This is a genomic window from Brevibacillus massiliensis (assembly GCF_000311785.1).
Taxonomy (GTDB): domain Bacteria; phylum Bacillota; class Bacilli; order Brevibacillales; family Brevibacillaceae; genus Brevibacillus_C; species Brevibacillus_C massiliensis.
The window spans coordinates 188493-212020 of sequence record NZ_HE978545.1 but is presented as its reverse complement, the minus strand read 5'-3'; the positions used below and the strand labels follow the sequence as shown (position 1 = coordinate 212020).

The window sequence follows — 23528 nt, the reverse complement described above, 5'->3', positions numbered from 1 at the left end:
CACTTCTCTGTCGGAGGGGTGCTTTTTCATTTGACTTCTACGATGCGATTTTCTACTTTCGGGTTGAGTTCCTTCTGCTCTTTGATCGCTTCTTCCATCAATTCAAACAAGGTAATGCCTGTGTTGAATGCTTCTTTGTTCAAAGATTCGTATCCGTCGCCGCCTGCCGCGATAAAGTCGTTGGTTGCCACTTTGTACGTCTTGTTCAGGTCGAGCGGTTGGTCGCCTACTTTCACCTCGACAACGCGTTCACCGGCCGTTTTGGATGGATCATAGGTAAAGGACATGCCGCTGATCTGCGGGAAGCGCCCTTGCCCTTCTTCTACCTTGCTGACGCCGTTTTCCAGCGCTTGCAGCAGTTCTTCCCCTGTTGCCTCGACTACCACCAGCGTGTTGGGGAACGGGAAGACCGTGTACAAGTCTTTTTTGGTGATGTCGCCAGCTTTGACTTGTGCCCGGATGCCGCCGCCATTGGTCAAAGCCACGTCCGCTCCATGACCCGAAATCGACTTCGTCCGCTCCAGCATGGCGTCCGTGACGAAGTTGCCCAGATTGGTCTCGCGAGTCCGGACCAGTGTGCGGTCGCCGTCCAGATCGACTGCTGTCTTGCCGATGACGACGTTCATGATCTCGTCCACTTTGGCGACGACGTCCTTGACCAGCTTTTCAATCTCCGGATCAGGCTTTACGGACTCGTCATACTCTTTCAACCCGCCGCTGAACGCCACCATCTCGTCACCGAGGTAGTACATATCGACGCGGCCGAGGGATTTGCCGTACTCCCAGTCCTGGACGATGTACGTGCCGTTTACGACTTCCGGAGTTCTGAGCGGCGTATGGGAATGTCCACCGATAATTAAGTCAATTCCGTCTACGTTCTTCGCAATCTCCCGGTCCACTTCGACTCCGATATGCGAGACGACGATGACGTGATCTGCTTCCTTCTTCAGCTCAGGCACAAGCTGTTTGGCTATCTCTACCGGATTTTTAAACGTGAGACCCTTGACGTTGTCCGGGTGGGTCACAATCGGCGTGTCTTCCGTCACAAAACCGATGAACGCAAACTTCTTGCCGCCGATTTCCGTCTTGTATACCGGAGGGAGCAGGTTGGTGCCATCTTCTTTAAACACGTTGGAGGCGATGATCGGGTAATTGACCATGTCCTTCAGTTTCAACAACTGCTCGTAGCCGAAGTCGAATTCATGGTTTCCGGAAGCGCCGGCGTTGTAGCTGAGCTGATTGAGAATCGGGACGATCGACTCGCCTTTGAACTGATTGGCGAATACTGTTCCCTGGAAGGTGTCGCCGGCATCCATCAGCAGGAAGTTGTCATTTTCGCTCCGCCATTCTTTCAGCAAAGTGGCAATTTTCGCGTAGCCGAATTCCTTGCCGCTTTGGTTTTCTTCGATATGGCCGTGAACGTCATTCGTGTGGGCAATCGTGATGTGCAGGGTTGCCGCATCGCCGAGCGCCTGGGCAAATTCGGCCCGGGTAACCTGCGGCTTGTCTGCCAGGTTCAACGTGTAGCCGAAGCCTTTTGCGATCTCCTTGATTTTGCTGGCACTGGCCGCTTGGTAGGCGTGTTTGGCATCCTCGGCAGTCAGCACTCCCTGTGACTGTCCCCATGCTATGTACGGGGCTGCCCAGTCGGACGAACCCGGTTTCAGGTCTGCGTCTTTCATCCGGGAAATGACGGCGATCACTTCCGCTACTGTGACGTTTTGTTCGAGTGCCAGGCTCCCTTTGTCATTTCCGATGATAAACGACTTTTCCTTCAACCATTGTACGTGATCAATCGGTTGGAGCGGTGCGGCACAGGCTGGACCTGCCAGGATGCCGGTCGTCAACACGGCAGACAGCACCGTGATGCCGGTACGACGTAATTTCTTCAATGTTTCTCCTCCTTACCAGTAGGAAAAAATAAGATCACTGTAAGGAATACGGGATCATTGTCTCAATTCCTCCAAAAACAGCCCCGCTTGAGCAAAAAACTCAAGAGGGGCTGTCGAATCAACCGCTGTGGTATTAGACCCAACCGCGGAAACGGGAAGCTTCAGCCATTTTGCGGACGCCGACCATGTAAGCGGCGAGGCGCATGTCTACGCGGCGGGTTTGCGCGGTGCTGTAGACATTTTCAAATGCTTTGACCAGCACTTGTTCCAATTTCGACTCGATTTCCTCTTCCGTCCAGTAGTAGCCCTGGTTGTTCTGTACCCATTCGAAATAGGAAACCGTAACGCCGCCGGAGCTGGCCAATACGTCAGGCACCAGCAGAATTCCCCGTTCGGTGAGAATTTTCGTCGCCTCCAGCGTAGTCGGACCATTGGCCGCTTCGCAGACGATTTGTGCCTTGATATTGTGTGCGTTCTCTTTCGTGATCTGGTTTTCGATCGCAGCCGGTACGAGGATGTCGCATTCCGACTCGAGCAGTTCTTTGTTCGTAATCGTGTTGGTAAAGAGCTTGGTCACCGTTCCGAAGGAGTCGCGGCGGTCCAGCAAATAGTCGATGTCGAGGCCGTTCGGATCGTAGAGGGCGCCGTACGCATCGGAAATCCCGACCACTTTGGCACCGGCGTCGTGCATGAACTTGGACAGGTAGCTTCCCGCATTGCCGAAGCCCTGTACGATGACACGCGCTCCCTCCAGGGCGATGCCGCGGCGCTTCAACGCTTCCCGGATACAAATGGTAACCCCTTTGGCCGTCGCCGTTTCCCGTCCGTGGGAACCGCCGAGGGCAATCGGTTTGCCTGTAATAAATCCGGGTGAATCAAATTCGCGAATGCTGCTGTACTCATCCAACATCCAAGCCATTATTTGCGAATTGGTGAAGACGTCTGGTGCCGGAATGTCTTTGGTCGGTCCGACGATCTGGCTGATCGCCCGGACGTAGCCGCGGCTCAAGCGCTCCAATTCACGGAACGACATCTCGCGCGGATCGCAAATGATTCCGCCTTTCCCTCCACCATATGGAAGATCAACGATACCTGCTTTTAAACTCATCCAAATCGAAAGCGCTTTCACCTCATCCTCTGTAACGTCTGGATGGAAGCGAATCCCGCCCTTTGTCGGTCCTACCGCATCGTTGTGCTGTGCGCGGTATCCGGTGAACACTTTTACTTCACCGTTGTCCATACGAACTGGGATGCGAACCGTCAAGACCCTAAGCGGCTCTTTTAACAGTTCATACATTGACTCCTGGTAACCTAATTTTTCGAGTGCCTCTTTGATGACAGTTTGCGTGGAGGTAAGCAAATTCAAGCTCTCCTGCTGTTTAACCGCCTCTTTCGTTTCACCGGTTACCACTTCGTGCTTCCCCATTTCTTAACCACCTCAAAATAGTTGTCGGTAATCCATCGTTTAGTATACACCCTTGTTCAAGGGATGAGAAGTTTAAAAATAACGGCTTACCTAGTAATTGCGCCCAAACTCATGTAAATTCAGGTCTTTTTTAGGTTTTCCGAAATACTAGGGTTTAGTCACAGAGAATGTAATCCCGTTTCAAACGGACAGCTTCGCAACCTGTCCCAGCCTCGCCTGCGCCGTCGAAATATGCGATAATCTGTTTTGTAAAGATCAATGCAATGAGGAGGGGCACACGTGTCTCAAAAACGAATCCTGTTTGTCTTCGCCCATCCCGACGATGAGACCTTCACCTCTGGTGTCACGATTGCCAAATACACGAGGGAAGAAAACGCGACAGTCGCCTTGCTCTGCGCTACCCGCGGGCAGGCAGGGAAAGCCGGCGATCCTCCGATCTGCACGGCAGAAGAGCTGCCGGCCGTTCGTGAACGGGAGCTGCGGGAGGCTGCCAACATCTTGGGGATCAACCAGGTGGACATCCTGGATTACCAGGACAAACACTTGTCTGATGTGCCGCTAGACGAGTTGGCGGATCAAATTATCGCGGAAATAGAACGAGTGCAGCCGCAGGTTGTCATCACCTTTGCGCCGCACGGCATCTCCGGCCATCCTGACCACCGCGCCATCTCCCAAGCCACCACCCGTGCCGTGAGCCAGCTCGCACCGGATTCCCCGGTGAAAAAGCTGTACTACTGCACGCTGCCGTCGACGGGGCCGTTCCCGGTCCGTACGATCCACACGGATCCAGAGGAAGCGATCACAACGCTCATCACCGCTCCGGAATACGTCGACGTAACGGCGCAAGCCCTATTGGCACACCGGACCCAGCATCTGTCTGTCGAACGGGTTTTTCCTGGAATTTCCCAAGGAGACTACCGTCATGTGCGGGGTACGAATTACTTTATCCTCGCCTGGAACCGGCTGCCTGCTTACCAGCCCAAAGGCAAAGAGTCCGATCTGTTTGCCGGAATATAAGACTTATTTGACTAGGGTAAAAAGCACCTGGCGACGAATCTGCCAGGTGCTTTCGTTTGCATGGTACAAACGGGAAAAGTAGTCAAAGATGCTTTTTTATAAGAAGTGGCGGCATATTTCCTTAACGGCATCTTCGGCAAATACGACTTTTCCATACTCTTCGAGAACATAAACAGTCGTTGGTGTCGCTTCACCGTATTCAGAGAGGATCGCAATCAGCTTATGATATCGCTCTTGGTCCAAATCAACCTCTTCGAGAACAAGGAAATACTTTCCTTGATAGAAGTAGGCGCTCCCCCCATTCGTCAGCATACCATTGATCCGATGGGCAGCTTCTACCATATGTTCAAAGTCACGGAAGGAATAAAGGATGAGATCACTTTCTTCAAGTGTCACTTCCATTTCGTAGACTTCTTCTTCGTATTCCTCTTCTTTTTCTTGTCGAAACCCCGTTTTTCCTTTAGTGACGATTACGACCATTCCCTGAGCTGGCAAGGCGAACACTTCAACGGCGACCGGACCAGAAACTTCAAACCCGAGTTCTTGGTAAGCCTGCTCCATCATGTCGTTGAACAGTTCATGTACTTTCGGAATGTCACGCCACATATCTTCTTTTTCGATGCCTCGTTCCGTCAAGTCATCAAACGTTAAAAAGATGCGTATCTTGTCTTGGCCAAGGCGCTCTACACGCATGACTGTCCCTCCTCGCCATCCAGTCGTATTACAGGTTATGAATCACAGCCTGTAATGGTGCTCCGCTATCCTCCAACCATCGAAAATGGCATAAGCAGTGCTAGCGCAGCATCAATATGTGTGTCCCTATATCATACCACACTTTGGGACAAGAAAATAGCACCCGACCGGGAATCGAAGTTTGGAAAAACGACTCGATTTTCCGCCCCTTGATCGCGACTTCTTTGTAGGACGATGTCATTTTCTGCGCTTTCCCGGGAAAGGGATTTTACATGGGAAAATGCCTGCCCGCAAAGACTTAAAAATACATGCCCCACTACGAAAGACGGAGGTGCGACCGTTGCCGAAGCTCATCCTGACCGCTGTTCTCACGATTGCCTGCCTTTGCTCTTATCCTGCCCATTTAGAAGTACGCCCCATCCATGCCCGGGAGATGCAAAAGCCTGATGCCCCATTTGCCCAGAAAGTCCCGCGCTACAGGATCCGGATGGATGATTACCGGATCGTCAGCCCTGAGGGCAGCCATAAAAAAATCGCCCTGCTCACCATCGACGATGGCCCTTCCGGCGAGTCGTCCAGGCAGCTGCTGGAGGTGCTCGAGCGCCATCAGGCAAAAGCGATCTGGTTTGTCAACGGAAGCCAGCTTGCCTCCAAGAATCAGGACGGGACGATCACCTTCAAGCCGAAGAAGGCAGCGCTGCTTCGGGACATAAAACAGCGCGGCCATCTGATCGGGAACCATACCTGGCAGCACGCAAACCTGCGCAAGCAGCCCGCGGAAAGGCAGCGGGAGGAGATCATCAGCACCAACCGGGCAATCCGACAGCTTACCGGCGAAACTCCCCGATACTTTCGCCCGCCCTTCGGTGCCTACACCGATGTTTCCAACAACATCTGCAGGGAGGAGGGGATGGTTTCGCTGAACTGGTCTGTCGGGTCTTCCGATTGGGATGCCCGCGTATACAAAAAACCCCGGGGAATTGCACGGCAGGTGCTGGGCAGCATCCATCCGGGGGCGACGATACTATTTCACGATCGCATGTGGACCGCCCGTGAGCTGGATGACATCCTCACCGGGTTGGAACACGCCGGATACCAGTTTGTCCTGCCGACTGAAGGAAGCCAACCGGCAACAATCAGCGGGCAGGCGAGGGGATCGAAATGACCTGCCCCACGGTCAGCTTCGCTTCCGGACTGATCCCGTTGTATCGGGCGATTCGCTTTACGCTCGTTTGATTCCCGTAATAGAGGCGGGAAAGCTGATACAGCGTCTCCCCCTGTTTGACCACATGACGTTTTACCTTCAGCTGTTTTTGCTCCTTGGACCGGACAGGCTCGGCCGCTGCCGGCCCGGCATCTGTCGGGGAAAGCTGCTCCTTGGGCAGAGGCGGCCCGCTCGTCCCTGTCGGATGCGGGGCTGCGGGGCTTTCGGCTGTCGCTTTGGACTGGCTGTCCGGATGCTCGTTTTCCCCCTCATTTTCTTTTGGGACTGCCGGAGCATGCTGACTGGTTTCTTGCGGCATTTCCGTTGTTGCCTGGACAGAGAGTGCAGGTCTGTTTTTGTTGGCCTGGACGATCTCATAAGCGATCGCACCGGCAATCAGCACACCAAATATCCCCATCAAAAGCGCCAGCCGGTTATGGTTCGCCAGCGGTCCGCTGCGTCTCTTGCGCGAATGTCGCAGCTTGCGGGAAGGTAGCGGTCGATCAGCCGGCAAAGCGGCGGCCAATTCCTCGCTTTTCTGCTTTGAACTGCTCGACATGTCCTGACTGCCTCCTTTCTACCCGTCGCCCTCCCGCGACGGCCTGTACTGGATGGAAAGGGCCATAAAAAAATCAAACAGACTGTGCGCCGTGATCGGAACCAAGAGACTCTGGGCGGATTGAAACAGCCACCCCAAGACCAGGCTCATCAAAAATACTGTGACTGACAGAAAAGGCTTGCGCAGATAGCGAAAGTGAATCAGCGTAAAGGCCAGACTCGTCAAGAGATTGCCCGCCAGCGGCTGGATGACGCCGCGAAACAGCCATTCTTCACTCAGTCCCACCACCCCGCACAAGAGTGCCGTCCGCCAAAGGGAAAGCCCGTGAAAAATGCGCCGGTTAAGCTCCCCGTCGTCCAGCCATCGTTTGGGCAAGATCTGCTCCAGAAGCAAACTGAGCGCTGCGATGGCCGCAGCGGCGCCAACTGCAAAAGTCATCGCCTTCCACCCGGGAAATCGGAAGAGCAGCCAGCTTCCCTGCCCTCCGTGAACGAACAGGCTCAGGATGATCCCCGCACAGAGCAAGATCCCCTGCGTCAGCAGAAGGTTCAAATACAGTGTCTGCCGATCCAGTTCTTTCAGTTGATCTGTCAACTCGAAGCCTCCCTACCGCATTCCAACTCCGGCAGCAGACGCCGCAGTGCCCTCGTCAAATCCCATGCTTCTTGTTCCGCTTTTTGCGGCTTTTTGCCGTCCGTGAAAAATTCGCCTGGATTCAGTCCGCAGCGGCAGCAGCAGTTCTCTACCGACGAGCTGGCCTCCTGCTCCCCGAAGTAAGCACTCAAGCCCGTCCGCAGACAAGCGGTCCCTTCGATCCAGGCGGTGATCTCCTGAAGTTTTTGCCTCTTTTGCCCGGCCGTCCGTTGAAATTGCCGGGAAATCCGGCTCTGTGCCCGCGTCCAATCGCCGTCGGCAAGGGCGAACTGATACCCTTCCCGCGTCTGCGCGAGCTGGCCGATCAACCCGCTTCTCTCCGCGTAAAACAGCAGGGCGCGGGACAAATTTTCGCTGCCTCCAAAAGCGGTTTGCAGTTCGCTTTGGGAAAGCTGGACCAACTTTTCGGGACCATCTGGCCGGATCTGCTGCAGTTGCTGCAGGAACCAGCCTACCTCCGCTTCGGTCGGGCACTCGTTTTGAACCAGGTGCTGGTGAATCAGGGCGTCCTCCGGCAGGTAAAACAGGCAAGCGTACCCGCGTTCCCCATCCCGGCCGATCCGCCCCACCTCCTGCACGTACGCCTCGATGCTGGCAGGAAAATGGTAGTGAAGGACAAAGCGAATATCCGGTTTGTCGATCCCCATGCCAAACGCGTTGGTGGCAATCATGACGTCGAGTTGATGCAGCAGGAACTGCTCCTGCAGCTGTACCCGCTCCATCGCCGACATCCCCCCGTGATACCCGTGAACACTCTCCAGCCCGGCTTGCTTGCAGGCTGTTACCAGGCGTTCCACGGCTTGCCGGGTAGCGCAGTAGACAATGCCTTGTCCCGCCAGCTGCCGGAGCATTCCGACCATCTCCTGCAGCTTTTCCGCTTCGCTCGCCACCGGTTTGATGTCATAAGCAATATTGCTTCGATTGAGCGGTTGGACGACCACATCCTCTTGTTCAATTCGAAACAAGCGGCAGATTTCCTCCCGCACGGCAGCGGTGGCCGTCGCGGTCAAGGCGAGAACGGGAGGCGAGCCCAGCATCTCGACCACATCCGGCAGGCGCAGGTAGTCAGTGCGAAAGTCATGCCCCCACTGGGAGATGCAGTGCGCTTCATCGATGGCCACCAAGGAGACTTTTCTCCTGCCAAGCAGCTGCAGAATAGCCGGCTGCTGCAGCTTTTCCGGCGAGATATAGACGAGTCGGTACCGGCCCTCGCGTATTTCACGGAGCGTTTCCCTCATCTCCATGGCAGAGAGCGAGCTGTTCACGTAAGCGACATCCCGCCTTCCTTTTTGGCGAAGCTGCTGTACTTGATCGATCATCAGGGAGATGAGCGGAGTGACGACTATGGTAAGAAAAGGAAACAGCAGTGACGGCAGTTGATATGTAATGGACTTCCCTCCGCCTGTCGGCAGGATCCCCAGCGCATTTCGCTTCTGCATGACCCGATCAACCAGCTCCCCCTGCCCGGGCCGAAAGCCGCTGTAGCCAAAAAAAGACTGCAAGGCCCGCATGACCTGCTCGCGGTTCACCCCCATGAAGCCCCCTCCTTTTTGGCCAGTGCCAGGCGAATTTTCAGATAACTGTATTCAGGGCCGAGGTAATCCTTGATGGCCCGCAATCGGCGTGTGCCTAGAGCTCGGCTCGCCTCGATGATCCTCGCCTGCTCGGCGGCGCTGAGATAGCGGGAAGGGTCCCATTCTCTCTGATGCAGAGCGATCTCCACGAGATGGTCCTCGACGGTGGCAACCTTCAACCCTCGCAGCCCCGCTATCTCTTCCGGTGAGATACCGCACCTGAGCAGCCGCAACGTCTCTCTGGCGCTTTGCGTCATCCGTTCGCTCGCGGCTGCCTGCTCTTCGCACAACGACGCCAGCAGTGATGTCTCCCCAGGCCTTCCGCGCAGTGCTTTCAGGTAAAGACAGGTCAATGCGTACCTCTGCTTCAGCCGAATGAACGAGAGAGCCTCCTGCTCTTTGTGAGCGATCTGTTCCAGTGTCAGCCCGGCTTGTCCCATCCCGGAAAACTGGCTCACGATCAAGCGCTGCAGTTCGCTTGGAAACTCCCCCAGGGTCGCGTGCAGCTCCCTGTACAAGCCTTCCATCCACAACTGACGCTGCTGAGGTGTCTGGAGCTGCCGTCTGACCCACTTTTGCACCTGCCTTTTCTGTACAACCGGGTAAAAATCCAATTTTCCCCGCAGCAGATGGGAGGTCGTTTGCACGATCAGATGAAGCTTATACCAGAAAGATTCGAGCTGGTCCCAATCGGCAAGCTCCGCATCAAAACCGAGCCACTTGTCCAGCTCGTAGCATGCTATGGCTTCTGCCAATGCCTGCCGGCCGCGTTCTGTCAGGCTGTATGTCTTTTTCGGAGTGTGTGCGGACAAGGTCGTTTCCGCTATCCATTTCTCCGCGAGGAAAAAAGACAGAATTTCCGTCCAACGCTCTCTCAAAAGATCGGGAAAAAGCCGATAATAGGAATGCAGCCCAAAAAGGTGGACATCTTGAATGGTTTGGTTTGCTTTTCTGCCCTTGAGCACGTAGTACAGCGCGTACAGCGTTCGCTCGCCGGCCAGGCGGGCGAGACCATAAAGAGCGACCGCCTTCATGAAATGCTCTTCTTTTTCCAGAAACTGACTCATCTTTACTCCTTTACCCTTAACACCATCATTGTTGGAGGATTGGCATGCAACGATTGAAAAAAACCGACTATCTGCTTACCTATATGATTATCATAACATTTGCCAGCTTCATCGGCGGATTTTTTTTGGGCGCAAGCGTCATGAAAGGAAAAATCTACGCCGAGCAAGCGGTGCAGTCAGATCGCGGGACCCAAAACATGTACCCGGACAAGGATTTTATCACCTACTATTACAACGTGTACGAACCCATGCAGAAATTTAAAGCAGAGTACTTCCGCATGAACGGTCAGCAAGAGGCAGACACCAGCCAGAAACTCCAAAAGCTGGCGAAAAAGACGCTGCAGGAAGTAGAAAAGGCAAGTGTCCCGGAAACTTCCCCGCTGCTTTTGCAGGCCAAACATGAATACATCCGAAGCCTGAAGGCGTATACTGAGGATGACGGCAGCAGCGATTTTGACACTGCATGGCTGCGCGCCGACGCGGACATGTACAAAGCTGTCGCCACCTGGGAGCAGTTGTACGTGACCAAAAAATCTACTTCTTTGCAGGTTCCGAAGTCCATTTCCTTCTCCCAGTGGAAGGAATATCCGTTTCATTATCGAAACTACATCAGTGCCGAGTATTTGTATCAGACGAAAAAGCTGGTTGATTACCGGCCGGTGGATTTGACCGCAAAACTTGACTCCGTGATTGCAAATGATCAAGCAGCATCGCTCGGCTGGACTGACGTTCCCTTTGCCATTCGCGTCCTGACGACGACCGATGCGGTCCGTACCGGCGACTTTTCCAGCCTGCGCAAACAGGTCTATCCCAAGGTTGCTTTTCCGGAGATGCCCCTGTTTACAGAATAAGTTCATTTCTGAAAGGGATTCATTCTTGAAATCTGTTTGTCCAGAGTCTAAAATGAGGATGAGCAGTGGACCATCTTGCCGGGAGGTGAAACCACAAATGACGACATGGGTAGATAAAGAAACCTGTATCGCTTGCGGGGCCTGCGGTGCTACAGCACCTGACGTGTTCGATTACGATGATGAAGGGTTGGCGTACAACAAACTTGACGATAATACGAACACTGCCGAAATCCCTGATATTCTTTTCGACGATGTTCGGGATGCAGCTGACGGCTGCCCGACTGATTCGATAAAAGTGGAAGAGTAGTACGGCAAAAAAATCGCTCACTCCATGCAGGGTGGGCGGTTTTTTTGGGCTTTTTCCCTGCTTTTATTTACGAAAACTTCTTGTTATAATGTAAAATGGTTTTGTTTGACACAATTTGAAGGAGGATCTGCTGCGATGTCTGAAACAAATAAAGTTGTAGAAGCGATCATTGAAATTCCCACCGGCAGTCAAAATAAATACGAGTTTGACAAGGAAGCCGGAGTATTTCGCCTTGACCGCGTACTGTACTCGCCTATGCATTACCCTACGGAGTACGGCTATTTGGAAAACACGCTGGCTTTGGACGGAGACCCGCTCGACGTGCTGGTGCTGACCACCTTCCCTACGTTCCCCGGTTGCGTCATCGACACGCGCATCATCGGTGTTCTGGTCATGTCTGACGACAAGGGACAGGATGAAAAGCTGCTCGGCGTACCGGTAAAAGATCCGCGTTTTGCCCATGTGAAGTCGCTGGATGACGTATCGCCGCACGTGCTGAAGGAAATCTCCCACTTCTTCGAGCGGTACAAGGATCTGGAGAACAAAGTGACCAAAATCGACGGCTGGTACGGCCCTGAAAAGGCAAACGCCTTGATTGACGAGTGCTACGCCCGCTACAAAGAAAACAAGTAATTACATAAGCAGCTTGCAGAAGGCACGGGCGACCCGTGTCTTTCTTTTGCTTTTCCGAACAATTTCCCAAAAGTTTATTTCAATGTTCATTATTTTTCTGCTTGACGGTTTCGATTAGCCGTGATAAAGTTAGTAGCAAATCTCAGCAAACAGAATAGTCGAACAACGTTGATGAAGATACGCTGTGCGAAGGAAACCCTCAGAGAGCCGATGGTCGCTGCGAATCGGTGGTTCCTTGCACAGATGAGCACTTCGGAGTTACAAGCTGAAAGCCGTGCGGCAAGTAGGTTTGATCGGTTGATCCGTTATCCATCAGGTCATGAACCTGCCAAGGTTTTCCTTTGCGAAAAGGAAAACAAATGAGGGTGGTACCGCGAAGCATACCTCTCGTCCCTCACTACAGCCATATGTAGTGAGCGGCGGGAGGTTTTTTTATGGCAGGTAATGATTGATTATCTGCCTTACATGTAAAGAAAAATCAGGAGGTTGAGAGAACCATGTTTGCAGACAAATCGATTTTGCGTATTCCAGGCCCGACACCCATCCCCCCCCGTGTCATGCAGGCGATGAATCGCCCGATGATCGGACACCGCAGCGGCCAGTTTTCCGCCCTGCTTGCCGAAACCGCCAAGCGGCTGAAGCCAATCTTTGGCACCGAACAGGACGTCTACATTTTGACCGGCTCCGGCACGAGTTCGCTGGAAATGGGCGTAGTTAACACGGTCCAACCCGGTGAAGAAGCGGCTGTACTGGTCAGCGGCGTTTTCGGGGAACGGTTTGCCAAAATATGCGAGCGTTACGGCATCATTGTCCATCGACTGGAAGTGCCCTGGGGAGAAGCGGTTACGCCGGAAATCCTCACCCCGTTTCTGAAAGAGAGACCGCAAGTGAAGGCTGTCTTTGCCACCCACTGTGAGACATCGACCGGCGTATTAAATCCGATCGAGCAGTTGGCCCGGGTGGTTCACGAGCAAACAGATGCGTTATTCATCGTCGATGCCGTCAGCTCCCTGGGGGCTGTTCCTTGTGAGATGGATAAATGGGGCATTGACATCTTGGTGACTGGTTCGCAAAAAGCGTTTATGCTGCCTGCCGGTCTGGCATTTCTAGCTGCCAGCGAGCGCGCTTGGAAAGTAATCGAACAAGTAAAGCCGCTGGCGTTCTACCTCGACCTGAAAGCATACCGCAAAAGCCTGGCGGATCAGACCACCCCATACACGCCTGCCGTCTCGCTCGTCTTCGGACTCGCTGAGGTATGCAGCATGATTGAGGAGGAAGGACTGCCAAACATCTTCAGCCGTCACGTATTGATGAGGGATATGACCCGGGCAGCGATAAAGGCGCTCGATATCCCGCTGATGACGAAGGATCAATACGGATCGCCTACGGTGACCTCGCTGAACCCTGAGGGAAGATTTGATGCTGAAGAGCTGCGCAAGGTGCTGCGGACCAAACACAACGTCGTCATCGCCGGCGGACAACAGCATTTAAAAGGCAAGATCTTCCGGATCGGCCATATGGGTTACTGTGATCCGCTCGACGTCATCACTGTCGTATCCGCCATCGAAATGGCATTAAAACAAATTGGCACTGACGTAACGCTTGGCGCCGGTGTCAAAGCTGCACAGGAGGTATTGATCAACCATGTTTAAAGTACTCATCAGTGATCCGCTCAGCGAATTTGGAATTCAGAAGCTATTGGAAGCACCCGATATAGAAGTCGTTCAAAAAACCAACCTCTCCCCTTCCGACCTGCTCGCGGAGATCGGTGACTACGACGCCCTGCTGGTTCGCAGCCAAACACAGGTAACTGCAGAAGTATTCGCCGCTGCAAAACGGCTCAAGGTAGTCGGACGGGCCGGAGTCGGCGTTGACAACATCGATCTCAATGCGGCCACCGGAGCAGGCGTTGCGGTCATCAACGCTCCCGACGGCAACACGTTCTCGGCGGCGGAACACACTTTTGCGATGCTGATGGCCGTCGCCCGCAACATTCCGCAAGCCCATAAAAAGCTGACCGACGGCATCTGGGACCGTAAAAGCTTCCAGGGTGTGGAATTGAACAACAAGGTTCTCGGCGTCGTCGGCATGGGCCGGATCGGATCGGAAGTGGCCAAACGGGCAAAAGCATTCAATATGAAGGTCATCGGATACGATCCCTTCCTGACTGAGGAACGCGCGCAAAAGCTTGGCGTGCAAATGGGAACAGTTGACGAAATCGTCGCCCAGGCCGACTTCATCACGGTTCACACTCCTTTGACGAAGGAGACCCACCACCTGATTGGTACGCGCGAATTTGAAATGATGAAAAAAGGCGTTCGGATCGTCAACTGCGCACGCGGCGGCATCATTGACGAGATGGCGCTGTACGAAGCGATCCAGACCGGAAAAGTGGCAGGTGCGGCGCTCGACGTCTTCGAAGTGGAACCGCCAACCGACAATCCGCTGATCGGATTGCCGCAGGTCGTCGTCACTCCCCACCTGGGTGCGTCGACGGTGGAAGCGCAAGAAAACGTGGCAATTGACGTCTCGGAAGAGCTGCTGAAAGCCCTGCGCGGAGAGGCGTTCAAAAACGCCGTCAACCTTCCGTCCCTCCCTGCCCATGTCTTGGAGCGGGTGCAGCCGTACTTCGATCTCGGGGAGAAAGTGGGCCATTTTCTCGCCCAGGTGACGATCGGCGCGCTGCAGGAGATATCGATCACTTACAGCGGCGAACTGGCTGACGTGGATACCACGCCGCTTACGCGGACGATCCTCAAAGGGGTGCTGTCCTTCCGGCTCGGCGACCAGGTGAATTACGTCAACGCTCCGCATTTGGCCAAAGTGCGCGACATCGTGGTCAATGAACAGAAGTCTTCGCACAGCCGCGGATTTACCAACCTGCTGACTGTGACGCTCAGAACCAACCAGGAGAGCCGCACGGTTGCCGGAACCCGACTGAACGGCTATGGAGCGCGTATTGTCAAGATCGACAACTACTCGATCGACGCTTCTCCGGAAGGTCATCTGCTGCTGATCCATCACAACGACCGGCCGGGTGTCATTGGACAGGTCGGAACCGTCCTGGGTTCAAATGGGGTCAACATCGCAACCATGCAGGTTGGACGGCAGGATGTCGGCGGCGACGCCATCATGATGCTGACAGTCGACAAGCCGCTCTCCGCGGAATTGCTCGACACGGTTGGAGAACTTTCGGAAATTACCAGCGTTACGCAAATCGATCTATAATATTTGCCTTGGACGCGGGGGTGGGAAAAGCCTCGCGTCCTTTTTTGGCGTTTGCGAACATTGTGCGTGGAGTCCGAGAAAAATGGGCTCGCTCCGTTCGTGGCACGCCAGCGGGGAAGCTGGACTGGCCGTCTACACTCCAAAAAACGGCACGTCGACTAAAAATAACAGGAAGCATCTCAACGTAGAATTTGGCCGACAAGCGTGTGCCGTTTTTTTCCGTTCCGACTGGGTGGGCGTTGCCAAGGCCTGCGCTCGCTCCATTTTTCTCGGACTCTCGTTGCTTTCTTTTACAAAAAAAGTGCCCTCTCCTGTTCAGAGTGGGCATTTCCCCTTTTTCTTTACTTCGCCGGCAATACGTCGTGGTCGACGTAGCGTTCGCCGTTGATTTCACTGATGACGTTGATGGCGACTTTGGCGCCGTCGCCTGCGGTGACGATCGTGTGGACGCTCACCCCGGCGCAGGTGCCTGCGGCCCAGATGCCGTCAATGTTGGTCTTGCCATTGCTATCCACGTCGAAAACGGTCTTGATGCGCGGTTCGGTCCCCGGTTTCGTCTTGAGGCCAATCGTCTCAGCCAGGTCGACCAGGGCGCCGGTCGCCAGGATGACGTGCCGGGCTTCCACTTCCCTGTTTTCCGTTGCAATGCTAAAGCCGTTTTCCTTTTTGGTCACATTGACTGCTTTGTCGTCTATGTATTCTGCGCCAAATTTTTCTGCTTGCTTCCTGCCGATTTCGATCAGATCAGGACCGCTGATCTCCATGATGCCGTAATGATTCTCCAGCCAGGCTCGTTTCGTCATGCCTTTGTCATTGTCAATGACGAGTGTCTTCTTGCCTGCCTTCGCAGCAAAGATGGCTGCGCTTGAACCAGCCGTGCCTCCTCCAATGATCACGATATCGTACATCGGCTCAACAACTCCTAACTGTTTTTTATTACCATTGTATAGCCGAGCCGGTGATTCCGCAAGTTTGGGCCGGCCTTTGATGTGCTGGGGCAAAAAATGGGGCTCTCCCTGTGCGCGCAGGCCGGAGAAGGTGCAGCAAAACAGTCATGAAACAGAAACCCCCGGAGAACGCGTTGGTTCCCGGGGGGTCGCTGCTTACGAGAAGATCGTCAGAATCTCGCCGACATCCTCCAAAATGTAGTCGGCTTTTTCCTTTTCGAAGGTGCTTCGCGCCTCTTTGCCTGAAAGTCCGGTCAACGTCGCTGCAAAACGGCAGCCCATCTTCCGGGCAGCCATCAGGTCGGCAAGCGAATCGCCGACGATCAGAATCTCCTCAGCACCAGGCAGAGGGAGCGGCTGATTCAAGACTTCAGCATCCGGTTTGTCCAGCCCCAAATAGCCTTTGACGTAGGAGTACGGGTGCGGCTTGGAGAGCGGCGCGGACTGCGGGTAGGCCGTCTCGGCATCCAGGACATGGCTCGCCGTCACCACGCGATCGGCCTCAAACAGCTCCAGCAGGCCCAGCTCTTTCAGCGGAACATGGGTTTCGATCGTCGGACGTCCTGTACCGATTCCCAGCGTTAGGCCTTTTGCCTTGAGCTCCAGCAATATCTCACGCAGCTTGGCCGGCTCCACAATCGGAATCTCGTCCGTGAGGAACCCTTTTTTGCCGGGCTGGAACGTCTCTCTCCCGATCGAGCCGGCAATCAGGTCGTCACCCAGGTACCACTCCTGGAACGTTTGCTGGCACAGTTCCCACAGCTCGCTGTTTCGCGAAAAGATCCGGGTCTCCACGCCGCAGCGCTCGCCCGCGATCTGATTGAGATACAGGAGAAGTTCCGCCTTCTCCGCATTTCCTTTGCCAAAATCCGCTACAAATGCTTTGTAATCAATCGCGAAATCGCCAGCCTCGCGCGCCCAGTCAGCAACCTGAGCCAACTTGGCCCGATTGATCTGGCCCGTCAACAGCTCCGCTGCCGCCGGGTGCTTCTCCCGCAAATACTGGCAGAGGCGAATCAATTGATAGGAAAAACTCAAAAAGACCATATCCCAGTTGGAATTGGTACCGCGCGCTTTGAGAAAACGCAGCACTTCATCATTGGAAAATACTGTCTGTCTCACCCGCCGGATCGTCGCCTCATCCGGCGCGGGCGTAAACGCATCCCCAGGAAGTCCGAGGTATTTCCCGCTGTGCAGCATTTCCCAAACCGTCAGCGCGGAAGCATCAAAGTACCGCTCCTCGCTGAGCATGACACCGTCCACATCAAATAGAATTGTTCGAACCATTCGCTCCACTCCTCACGTCTGTCTCCTCATCCGGCAGGGTAATGGTAAAGGTCGTCCCTTCGCCGAGCTTGCTTTGCACCGTAATCTTGCCTCCGTGCGCGGCAACAATATTTCTGACGATGGACAGTCCAAGACCTGTTCCCGCTCTTCCTCTTGTCCTTGCCTTGTCGGCTTTATAGAACCGCTCAAACACGAACGGTAAGTCCTCCTGCGGAATTCCGCTGCCTGTGTCACTTACTTCTAGCTGCAGGGCCTTTTCTCCTGCTGCCGCGACTGTCACGATTCCGCCTGGCGGGGTGTGCCGCAGCGCGTTATCCACCAGGTTGGTCAGTACTTGTTCCATCCGATCCGGATCAAATGTAAAATGCTCCCGTTTTGCCTTCAGCCGCAGCTGCAGCGTGATTTCCTGTTCACGTGCCAGGTTGGTAAATTTCCGTTGTATCCGTTCCATGTAGGGGCGAACGGCAACCTCTTCGCGGAACAGCTCCACATGTCCGCCCTCCATCCGGGCCAGATCCAGCAGTTCATTTACCAGCTTGGTCATGCGGACGGACTCATCGTAGATGATCTTGGCGAGTTCCTTGTGCTCCTCCGGGGTCGCGGCAATGTCATCCACGATCGCCTCGCTGTATCCCTGCAGCATGGACAGCGGCGTTCGCAGCTCATGCGACACGTTCGCGACGAAATCCTGGCGGAGTTTATCCAGCTTTCGCTCCTGGGTCATGTCGCGCAGGACAGCGACCGCACCGCGAATCTGCTCCTGCACGTAGAGCGGCGTCATCACGATCGACCAGATCCGCCCCTGCAGGGGGATGTCTTCGCGAATCTCCTGCTCGTTTTCCAGCAGCCGCCGGTACAATTGCAGTACCGGACTGGGCTCTTCCGCGTGTTCGAACTTCCAATCCTTTAAAAAGTTTTCGGCCGGCGGGTTGGTCACCACGATTTTTCCGTCGCCGTAGATCATCACGACTCCGTCGATCATGCTGCGAAGCACGCTTGCCAACTGTTCTTTTTCGTGCGACAGGGCCTTGACCGTGTTGTTCAACCGGCTGGCCATCGTATTGAAGGTGGAGGCCAATTCGCCGATTTCGTCGTTCGACCGAATCGGAATCTCCGCGTGGAAGTCTCCCTCGGCAATGCGGTGCGCCGTCGCTTTCATCTGCCGCAGCGGGAAAGTGATCCGCGAGGAAAGGAAAAAGGCAAACACCGTCGTCATCGTAAATCCGATCACGCCGACGATATAGATGAGCTTTCTCATCTCACCCAATGTACCGTTGACGTCTTCGATGGCCTGATACAAGATTACTGCTCCCGAGTGGGCAGGGATTGGGACGGCCACTGCGATGATCTGGACCCGGTCGTTCATCTCTTTGTTCTCGCCGGGCAAGATGACTGTCACCGGCGCCGGATGCCCACCCTTTAGTGCCTGGTCGACTTGAAGCCTGTTCTCTTTCACCAGTTGGTCGATGGAAATCTGCGGTACGCCCGGATCAGGCTCCGACCGGCTGACTTCGCGGTACTGAGCGTCAATGACAGATAACCCGATTCCGTATGAACCGCTCATCCGGGCAGCCAAATGAAAAACCTGATGCGGGTCCGTCTCCGTCTGGAATTCCTCGGAAAGGCGTTCGGCCAGATTCTTCAGGCTCTGCGCCTGCTTGTGAAAATAATAGCTGTCAAAGGATTGGACCAAAAGCAGGCTAAAGATCGTCAGAATAAAGGCGAACAGAGCGATGATCGTAAGCCACAGTTTTCCGACAACGCTGCGAAACAGCACATCCACTTACTTCGGCACCTCAAGCTTGTAGCCAACACCCCAGACGGTGGCAATCATCTGGGCCGCCTCGGGAGAGACTTTGTTCAGCTTTTCGCGCAGCCGTTTGATGTGGGTGTCAACCGTGCGCAAATCGCCGAAGAAATCGTAGTGCCAGACGTCCTTCAGCAGTTCTTCGCGGGAGAACACCTTGTCCGGCGACTGAGCCAGGTAGTAGAGCAATTCGTACTCCTTCGGGGTCAGGTTGATCTCCTGCCCGTTGGCCGTCACCTTGTGGGCATCGTGGTCGATCGTCAAATCCTGGAAGACCAAGATCGTGTGGCTTGCCACGGTATCAGTCCGCAGATAAGCCGTAGCCGATGAACGGCGCAAAATCGCCCTCACCCGGAAGACGACTTCACGCGGGCTGAACGGTTTGACGACGTAGTCATCCGCGCCGGCTTCGAAACCTTGCACGCGGTTTGCCTCTTCCCCTTTTGCGGTCAGCATGATGATCGGCGTCGCCTTCCGCTCTCTGATCTTCTGGCAGACCTCCATGCCGTCCATCCCCGGCAGCATCAAATCGAGCAAGATCAGATCATAGTCGGTTGCCAGCGCCATGCCCAGCGCTTCCTCGCCCTGTTCGGCTTCATCGATCTCGAAATTTTCGCGTTCCAGGTACATTCGGAGCAAACGGCGAATCCTTTCTTCGTCGTCCACTACCAGAATTTTCGCTTCTTTTTCCATAAGGACTAATCACCTCTTAAAGGAAATGGACAAAAAGATATACCGAAAAGCTGGCATAAAAACCAGCTTTTCGATCATGCAATCATATCATCTATACTCCGGCGTAAGAGTGTAATCCGGCAATGACCAGGTTGACTACGACCAGTGTAATTAATATGATAACAAATCCAATCACGGACATCCACGCCGACTTCGTCCCCAGCCAGCCTCTTGACAAGCGAAGATGCAGGTAGGCGCTGTAGAACAGCCAGACGATCAGGGCCCAGACCTCTTTGGGATCCCAACCCCAGAAGCGGCCCCAGGCTTCCGCTGCCCAAATCATCGCGAAGACAAGCGCGCCCAACGTATAGACGGGATACCCGATGGCAATCGCCCGGTAGCTGATCTCGTCGATGAGATCGGGATCGATGTCTTCCAGCCAGGGCTGCATGGCGGCCGCCAAGCGCTTGCGCAAAATCAACCGAAGCAGGCCGTAGAGGATTAGTCCGGTGATGATCGACCAGATCAGGGTATTCAGCTTGCGTGCCGCATCTTTCCCTTCCATCCAGGACGGGGCTTCAAACAGCGGAGTCATCGGTCCCTGTTTGGTGATCTTGGAATCGTAAGGCGCTACGATCGCAGGCAGGACATAGTCCACGTTTTGGGTGCTCTGCACTTGACCGTCCTTGTACTGCGGAAATTCGAACGAAGTCTTTTGATCCAACCCGGCGTAGATAGAGACGATGATGATGAAGCCAATCAGCATAAGAACCGTGCTAAGCACGAATTCCAGCCAGAAGGTGCTCTTGCTTTTGACTTTCTGATCGACGGTGCGAACGAGATAGATTAACCCGGCGGCAAACCCGATCGACAGGATCCCCTCGCCCAGCGCGGCGGTCGTGACGTGAATTTTCAGCCAGTAGCTTTGAAGTGGCGGGATCAGCGGCGTGACTTCGCGCGGAAACACACTGGCGTAAGCCAGCATGATCAAACCGAGCGGCACTGCAAAGAGGCCCAGGACAGGCAATCTGTAGATGGCATACAAAACCAGGAAGGCAAAGATGATCGTAAACGAAAGGAATGCCATGAATTCAAACATGTTGCTGGTAGGGCTGTGGCCGCCGCCGATCCAGCGGGTGACCACATAGCCCAATTGGGAGAGAAAACCGACTACCGTAATGATGAAGCCGATGCTGCCGTACCTTTTGGTATGCAGTTCAGGGTCACGATTGGCCCAGCGCTTCCCGGTGATCGCCACGGTGAATACGATCGAGGCGATCAGGTAGATAAAAAACGAAATCAGCAGCAGGTTGTCACTAAGTTTTAGATAATCCAAGTACGATGACCCTCCTTATGAAGCGATGACTATCACTCAACCATTCTGTTTTGCGGTCTCTTTGGATTCGCCCGTTTCCCGTTTCTTTTTGGCGGGTTTGGCGGAATCCAAAACCAGCTGTACCGGTAGATTCATGCGAGTCGTCAAGAACTCGACTTCTTTGCGCAGCCCAAACCAGTTTTTGTTTGTATGCCCCGCGATGTAGAGGCGATCGCCGGCAAAATGAACCCAGATCCGGCGGTGCTGCCAGTATAGACCCATCGCTACGCCAATAAGGAAGATGACGCTGCCAAAGTAGATCATTGGCATCATTTTGTCTTTTCGTACCATCAGGCCAGTCAGGTTGTAGAAGTCGGGTTTTTCAATTCCCAGCGTGTAGCGAGCGTCCGCCTTGTCGCTGATCGTGCCGCCCTGCACATATACCAGCTTTTCCGGCGGAGTCCCGTCTGCATTCCTGATTTCCAAAGCAAACATCGGGTTGTTCGGCTGACCCGTTTTGGTATCCGGCTTCCCTTCCTTGTTCAGATAAAAGTCGGGAAAATAGGCAATCACCCGGACACTAATGCCATCAGCCACCTTTTGTTCGGCAACGGGAGAAAACAAGTCCAACTTGATTTTGCCAAGCTCCTTATTCCCTGCCTTCTGATCAACCAGCGTGAAATTGAGCGCCCTCAGCTGCATCGGCAGCAGGGAAGATTGAAACAGACTCAGGTCTTCGTACGTGAACGGGTGGTTGACCGTCGCGATTCCTTCCTTCAGCTTTGTCAACTTCGGTTCGGCCCCGGGCAGGTCTGCATTTTCATTGCGATAGAGTATGATATCGGTCTGATAGTTCTTGGCGATGACGCCACCCCGCAGATCCAGCTTTTCCGGAAACTCGTCTTCCGAGTAGTAGTCTACTTTGGCACTGACGCTTTTGGCGTAGTAGGGGGTGCCTTTGAGCGGGACGGTTTCGCCTTCGCGGATCCAGGCAAACTCGTTCAAATACATGCCCGGCAGGCTCCGCATCAGTGTCCCGAGCAGAAAGATGATCAATCCGATGTGGTTGATATAGGGACCCCACCTGCTAAACCGGGCTTTTTCTCCCAACAGCGATGTCCCTTCCTGATAGGTCCGATAGCCTTTCTTTTTCAGCAGCGCGGCTGCTTCCGGCAGAACCTTCCGGGCATCGAGATCGTCTGTGACAACTGCCTCACCGCGCAGTTTTTGCCCTTTTAAAAAGGACTCGTGGGGGTTTACCCGCGGCTTGGAGAGCGCCTTGTACAAGGGAATGACACGGTCGAGGCTGCAGATCACAAGCGACATCCCAATCATTACCAGAAGAGTAACAAACCACCAGGAATCGAAGAGATTGTGAAATCCGAGCGCATAGTAAATCTTTCCCAGCACGCCATACGTTTTTTCATAGAACTGCGCGACGTCCGCCTCTGTCGGAACGGGTACGGGGATGTACTGCTCCTGCGGAAAAACCGTCCCGAGCGCACAGGCAATCAAGGTGATGACGATCATCCACACCGCAATTTTTACTGACGAGAAAAAGTTCCAGATACGGTCGACGATGCTTTTGTTGTAGGTCTGTGAACGACGGGCCATTCCTTCATAGCGCATGTCCGGAAACTCATGTCGGGCCTGCTTCTCCCCATCCGGCTCCTCCGACTGGTCAAGCGGCTTTCCGCAGGACTCGCACAGCAGCGTGCCAACCGGATTGGCATGTCCGCATTCGCATTTGACTTGGTCGAGATCAGTTTGGTCCATATCGGCTCCTCACTTACCGCAAAATTTTAGCCACCTTGTTCTCGATGATCGCTTCGTTCATCTGGCCAACTACTTTGTCCACAACTTTTCCCTCGGCATCAATAAAGAATGACGTCGGGATCGGCCCGATGTTGTACAGCTTGGTAATCTCGTTCTTGGCGTCCAATAAGATTGGGAAGGTAAGGCCCCTGGGTTCCACGAACTGATTTACAATGAGAGGTGTTTCGCCAATATTTACACCGACGACGACCAGACCTTTATCCTTCCATTTGCCGTACTCTTTTTCCAGATCGGGCATCTCTGCCTTGCAAGGATCACACCAACTGGCCCAGAAGTTGAGCAGGACAGCTTTCCCTTGCAGGTCAGACAGCTTCAAAGGTGTGCCGTCGAGCTGCATCAAGCTGAAGTTTGGCGCCGCATCTCCTATCTCCACCTCACCCGATTTCGCGTAGCTCGAGTAAATGGCAAAGACGAGTGCGACAAGCAACACACCGAGAATGGCGATTCGGATTGGTGTGCGACTTTGTTTGTTCATCACACATTCTCCTATTCGTATACGGTTTCAACAAATGAACCATGACATCTTTTAACTCCGACTTTATTATAGCCTTGTAAAAAA

At 54.1% G+C, this 23528-nt stretch carries 21 protein-coding genes and 1 other annotated feature; of the genes, 7 read left to right on the top strand and 14 right to left on the bottom strand.

Annotation, left to right across the window (positions count from 1 at the left end):
- Positions 1-26 precede the first annotated feature (26 nt).
- Both HGBM_RS20390 and HGBM_RS20385 read right to left on the bottom strand, forming a co-directional pair.
- Positions 27-1892, bottom strand: coding sequence for a bifunctional metallophosphatase/5'-nucleotidase (locus tag HGBM_RS20390; protein WP_019122937.1), 1866 nt, complete (start codon positions 1890-1892; stop codon positions 27-29).
- 133 nt (positions 1893-2025) lie between these two features.
- Positions 2026-3318: a Glu/Leu/Phe/Val family dehydrogenase gene (locus HGBM_RS20385; protein ID WP_019122936.1), complete on the bottom strand. Its 1293-nt coding sequence runs from the start codon at positions 3316-3318 to the stop codon at positions 2026-2028.
- Positions 3319-3597: 279 nt separating this feature from the next.
- On the opposite strand from HGBM_RS20385, the gene HGBM_RS20380 reads away from it, so the two are divergent.
- Positions 3598-4335: a PIG-L deacetylase family protein gene (locus tag HGBM_RS20380; protein ID WP_019122935.1), complete on the top strand. Its 738-nt coding sequence runs from the start codon at positions 3598-3600 to the stop codon at positions 4333-4335.
- 96 nt (positions 4336-4431) lie between these two features.
- Here the strand turns inward: HGBM_RS20380 and HGBM_RS20375 are convergent, their stop codons facing one another.
- Positions 4432-5028 carry a genetic competence negative regulator gene (locus HGBM_RS20375; RefSeq protein WP_019122934.1) on the bottom strand — a complete coding sequence of 199 codons (597 nt, stop codon included), beginning with the start codon at positions 5026-5028 and terminating at the stop codon, positions 4432-4434.
- Positions 5029-5368: 340 nt separating this feature from the next.
- Between HGBM_RS20375 and HGBM_RS28125 the strand changes: the two genes are divergently transcribed.
- Entirely contained in the window at positions 5369-6193 is an 825-nt protein-coding gene (locus tag HGBM_RS28125) for a polysaccharide deacetylase family protein (RefSeq protein ID WP_019122933.1), read from the top strand.
- Here the strand turns inward: HGBM_RS28125 and HGBM_RS29075 are convergent.
- Genes HGBM_RS29075 through HGBM_RS20345 form a run of 4 tightly spaced genes read right to left on the bottom strand, consistent with a single transcriptional unit; the run spans position 6165 to position 10086 of the window.
- Positions 6165-6791 carry a LysM peptidoglycan-binding domain-containing protein gene (locus HGBM_RS29075; RefSeq protein ID WP_019122932.1) on the bottom strand — a complete coding sequence of 209 codons (627 nt, stop codon included), beginning with the start codon at positions 6789-6791 and terminating at the stop codon, positions 6165-6167. The genes HGBM_RS28125 and HGBM_RS29075 overlap by 29 nt on opposite strands.
- An 18-nt stretch (positions 6792-6809) precedes the next feature.
- The gene (locus HGBM_RS20355) at positions 6810-7385 is read right to left on the bottom strand and encodes a CPBP family intramembrane glutamic endopeptidase (protein WP_019122931.1); all 576 of its coding nucleotides are present in this window, start codon (positions 7383-7385) and stop codon (positions 6810-6812) included.
- On the bottom strand, positions 7382-8980 hold the full coding sequence (locus HGBM_RS20350; protein WP_019122930.1) for a RecQ family ATP-dependent DNA helicase: 1599 nt from the start codon (positions 8978-8980) through the stop codon (positions 7382-7384). The genes HGBM_RS20355 and HGBM_RS20350 overlap by 4 nt, the downstream gene beginning before the upstream one ends.
- Entirely contained in the window at positions 8971-10086 is a 1116-nt protein-coding gene (locus HGBM_RS20345) for a YpbB family protein (RefSeq protein WP_019122929.1), read from the bottom strand. Before HGBM_RS20345 ends, HGBM_RS20350 begins: the two co-directional genes overlap by 10 nt.
- Positions 10087-10130: 44 nt before the next feature.
- Here HGBM_RS20345 and HGBM_RS20340 point away from each other — a divergent pair, with 44 nt between their 5' ends.
- From HGBM_RS20340 to serA, 5 genes are all read left to right on the top strand, one after another.
- Positions 10131-10937: a hypothetical protein gene (locus tag HGBM_RS20340; protein WP_019122928.1), complete on the top strand. Its 807-nt coding sequence runs from the start codon at positions 10131-10133 to the stop codon at positions 10935-10937.
- A gap of 97 nt (positions 10938-11034) precedes the next feature.
- On the top strand, positions 11035-11244 hold the full coding sequence (locus HGBM_RS20335) for a ferredoxin (RefSeq protein ID WP_019122927.1): 210 nt from the start codon (positions 11035-11037) through the stop codon (positions 11242-11244).
- Positions 11245-11379: 135 nt separating this feature from the next.
- Entirely contained in the window at positions 11380-11877 is a 498-nt protein-coding gene (locus HGBM_RS20330; protein ID WP_019122926.1) for an inorganic diphosphatase, read from the top strand.
- A gap of 159 nt (positions 11878-12036) precedes the next feature.
- Positions 12037-12275 (top strand) — a binding site (T-box leader).
- Positions 12276-12374: 99 nt separating this feature from the next.
- Entirely contained in the window at positions 12375-13529 is a 1155-nt protein-coding gene (locus HGBM_RS20325; protein WP_019122925.1) for a pyridoxal-phosphate-dependent aminotransferase family protein, read from the top strand.
- On the top strand, positions 13522-15105 hold the full coding sequence (gene serA, locus HGBM_RS20320) for a phosphoglycerate dehydrogenase (RefSeq protein WP_019122924.1): 1584 nt from the start codon (positions 13522-13524) through the stop codon (positions 15103-15105). The genes HGBM_RS20325 and serA overlap by 8 nt, the downstream gene beginning before the upstream one ends.
- A gap of 341 nt (positions 15106-15446) precedes the next feature.
- Here serA and HGBM_RS20315 read toward each other — a convergent pair whose 3' ends face one another.
- From HGBM_RS20315 to resA, 7 genes are all read right to left on the bottom strand, one after another.
- A complete protein-coding gene (locus tag HGBM_RS20315) occupies positions 15447-16013 on the bottom strand; it encodes an NAD(P)/FAD-dependent oxidoreductase (RefSeq protein WP_019122923.1) in 567 nt (188 codons plus the stop codon).
- Between the two features lie 195 nt (positions 16014-16208).
- Positions 16209-17339: an HAD family hydrolase gene (locus HGBM_RS20310; protein WP_019122922.1), complete on the bottom strand. Its 1131-nt coding sequence runs from the start codon at positions 17337-17339 to the stop codon at positions 16209-16211.
- The gene (locus HGBM_RS20305) at positions 17317-19122 is read right to left on the bottom strand and encodes an ATP-binding protein (RefSeq protein ID WP_019122921.1); all 1806 of its coding nucleotides are present in this window, start codon (positions 19120-19122) and stop codon (positions 17317-17319) included. The genes HGBM_RS20310 and HGBM_RS20305 overlap by 23 nt, the downstream gene beginning before the upstream one ends.
- Positions 19123-19839, bottom strand: a complete 717-nt coding sequence (locus tag HGBM_RS20300) for a response regulator transcription factor (RefSeq protein WP_019122920.1) — start codon at positions 19837-19839, stop codon at positions 19123-19125.
- Positions 19840-19930: 91 nt separating this feature from the next.
- Positions 19931-21154 (bottom strand): cytochrome c biogenesis protein CcsA, encoded by a 1224-nt coding sequence (gene ccsA, locus HGBM_RS20295; protein WP_019122919.1) that lies wholly within the window; start codon positions 21152-21154, stop codon positions 19931-19933.
- Positions 21155-21190: 36 nt separating this feature from the next.
- Positions 21191-22909 (bottom strand): cytochrome c biogenesis protein ResB, encoded by a 1719-nt coding sequence (gene resB, locus HGBM_RS20290; RefSeq protein ID WP_019122918.1) that lies wholly within the window; start codon positions 22907-22909, stop codon positions 21191-21193.
- A 13-nt stretch (positions 22910-22922) separates the two neighbouring features.
- Positions 22923-23444, bottom strand: a complete 522-nt coding sequence (gene resA, locus HGBM_RS20285) for a thiol-disulfide oxidoreductase ResA (RefSeq protein ID WP_019122917.1) — start codon at positions 23442-23444, stop codon at positions 22923-22925.
- Positions 23445-23528 lie beyond the last annotated feature (84 nt).

Excerpts from the sequence above, each read along its gene's own strand:
- HGBM_RS20315 (WP_019122923.1), bottom strand. The coding sequence starts at position 16,013 with ATGTACGATATCGTGATCATTGGAGGAGGCACGGCTGGTTCAAGCGCA.
- resB (WP_019122918.1), bottom strand. The coding sequence starts at position 22,909 with ATGGACCAAACTGATCTCGACCAAGTCAAATGCGAATGCGGACATGCC.
- HGBM_RS20325 (WP_019122925.1), top strand. The coding sequence starts at position 12,375 with ATGTTTGCAGACAAATCGATTTTGCGTATTCCAGGCCCGACACCCATC.
- HGBM_RS20335 (WP_019122927.1), top strand. The coding sequence starts at position 11,035 with ATGACGACATGGGTAGATAAAGAAACCTGTATCGCTTGCGGGGCCTGC.
- resA (WP_019122917.1), bottom strand. The coding sequence starts at position 23,444 with ATGAACAAACAAAGTCGCACACCAATCCGAATCGCCATTCTCGGTGTG.
- HGBM_RS20345 (WP_019122929.1), bottom strand. The coding sequence starts at position 10,086 with ATGAGTCAGTTTCTGGAAAAAGAAGAGCATTTCATGAAGGCGGTCGCT.
- HGBM_RS20385 (WP_019122936.1), bottom strand. The coding sequence starts at position 3,318 with ATGGGGAAGCACGAAGTGGTAACCGGTGAAACGAAAGAGGCGGTTAAA.
- serA (WP_019122924.1), top strand. The coding sequence starts at position 13,522 with ATGTTTAAAGTACTCATCAGTGATCCGCTCAGCGAATTTGGAATTCAG.
- HGBM_RS20310 (WP_019122922.1), bottom strand. The coding sequence starts at position 17,339 with ATGGTTCGAACAATTCTATTTGATGTGGACGGTGTCATGCTCAGCGAG.
- HGBM_RS20340 (WP_019122928.1), top strand. The coding sequence starts at position 10,131 with ATGCAACGATTGAAAAAAACCGACTATCTGCTTACCTATATGATTATC.
- HGBM_RS29075 (WP_019122932.1), bottom strand. The coding sequence starts at position 6,791 with ATGTCGAGCAGTTCAAAGCAGAAAAGCGAGGAATTGGCCGCCGCTTTG.
- HGBM_RS20330 (WP_019122926.1), top strand. The coding sequence starts at position 11,380 with ATGTCTGAAACAAATAAAGTTGTAGAAGCGATCATTGAAATTCCCACC.
- HGBM_RS20300 (WP_019122920.1), bottom strand. The coding sequence starts at position 19,839 with ATGGAAAAAGAAGCGAAAATTCTGGTAGTGGACGACGAAGAAAGGATT.
- HGBM_RS20375 (WP_019122934.1), bottom strand. The coding sequence starts at position 5,028 with ATGCGTGTAGAGCGCCTTGGCCAAGACAAGATACGCATCTTTTTAACG.
- HGBM_RS20350 (WP_019122930.1), bottom strand. The coding sequence starts at position 8,980 with ATGGGGGTGAACCGCGAGCAGGTCATGCGGGCCTTGCAGTCTTTTTTT.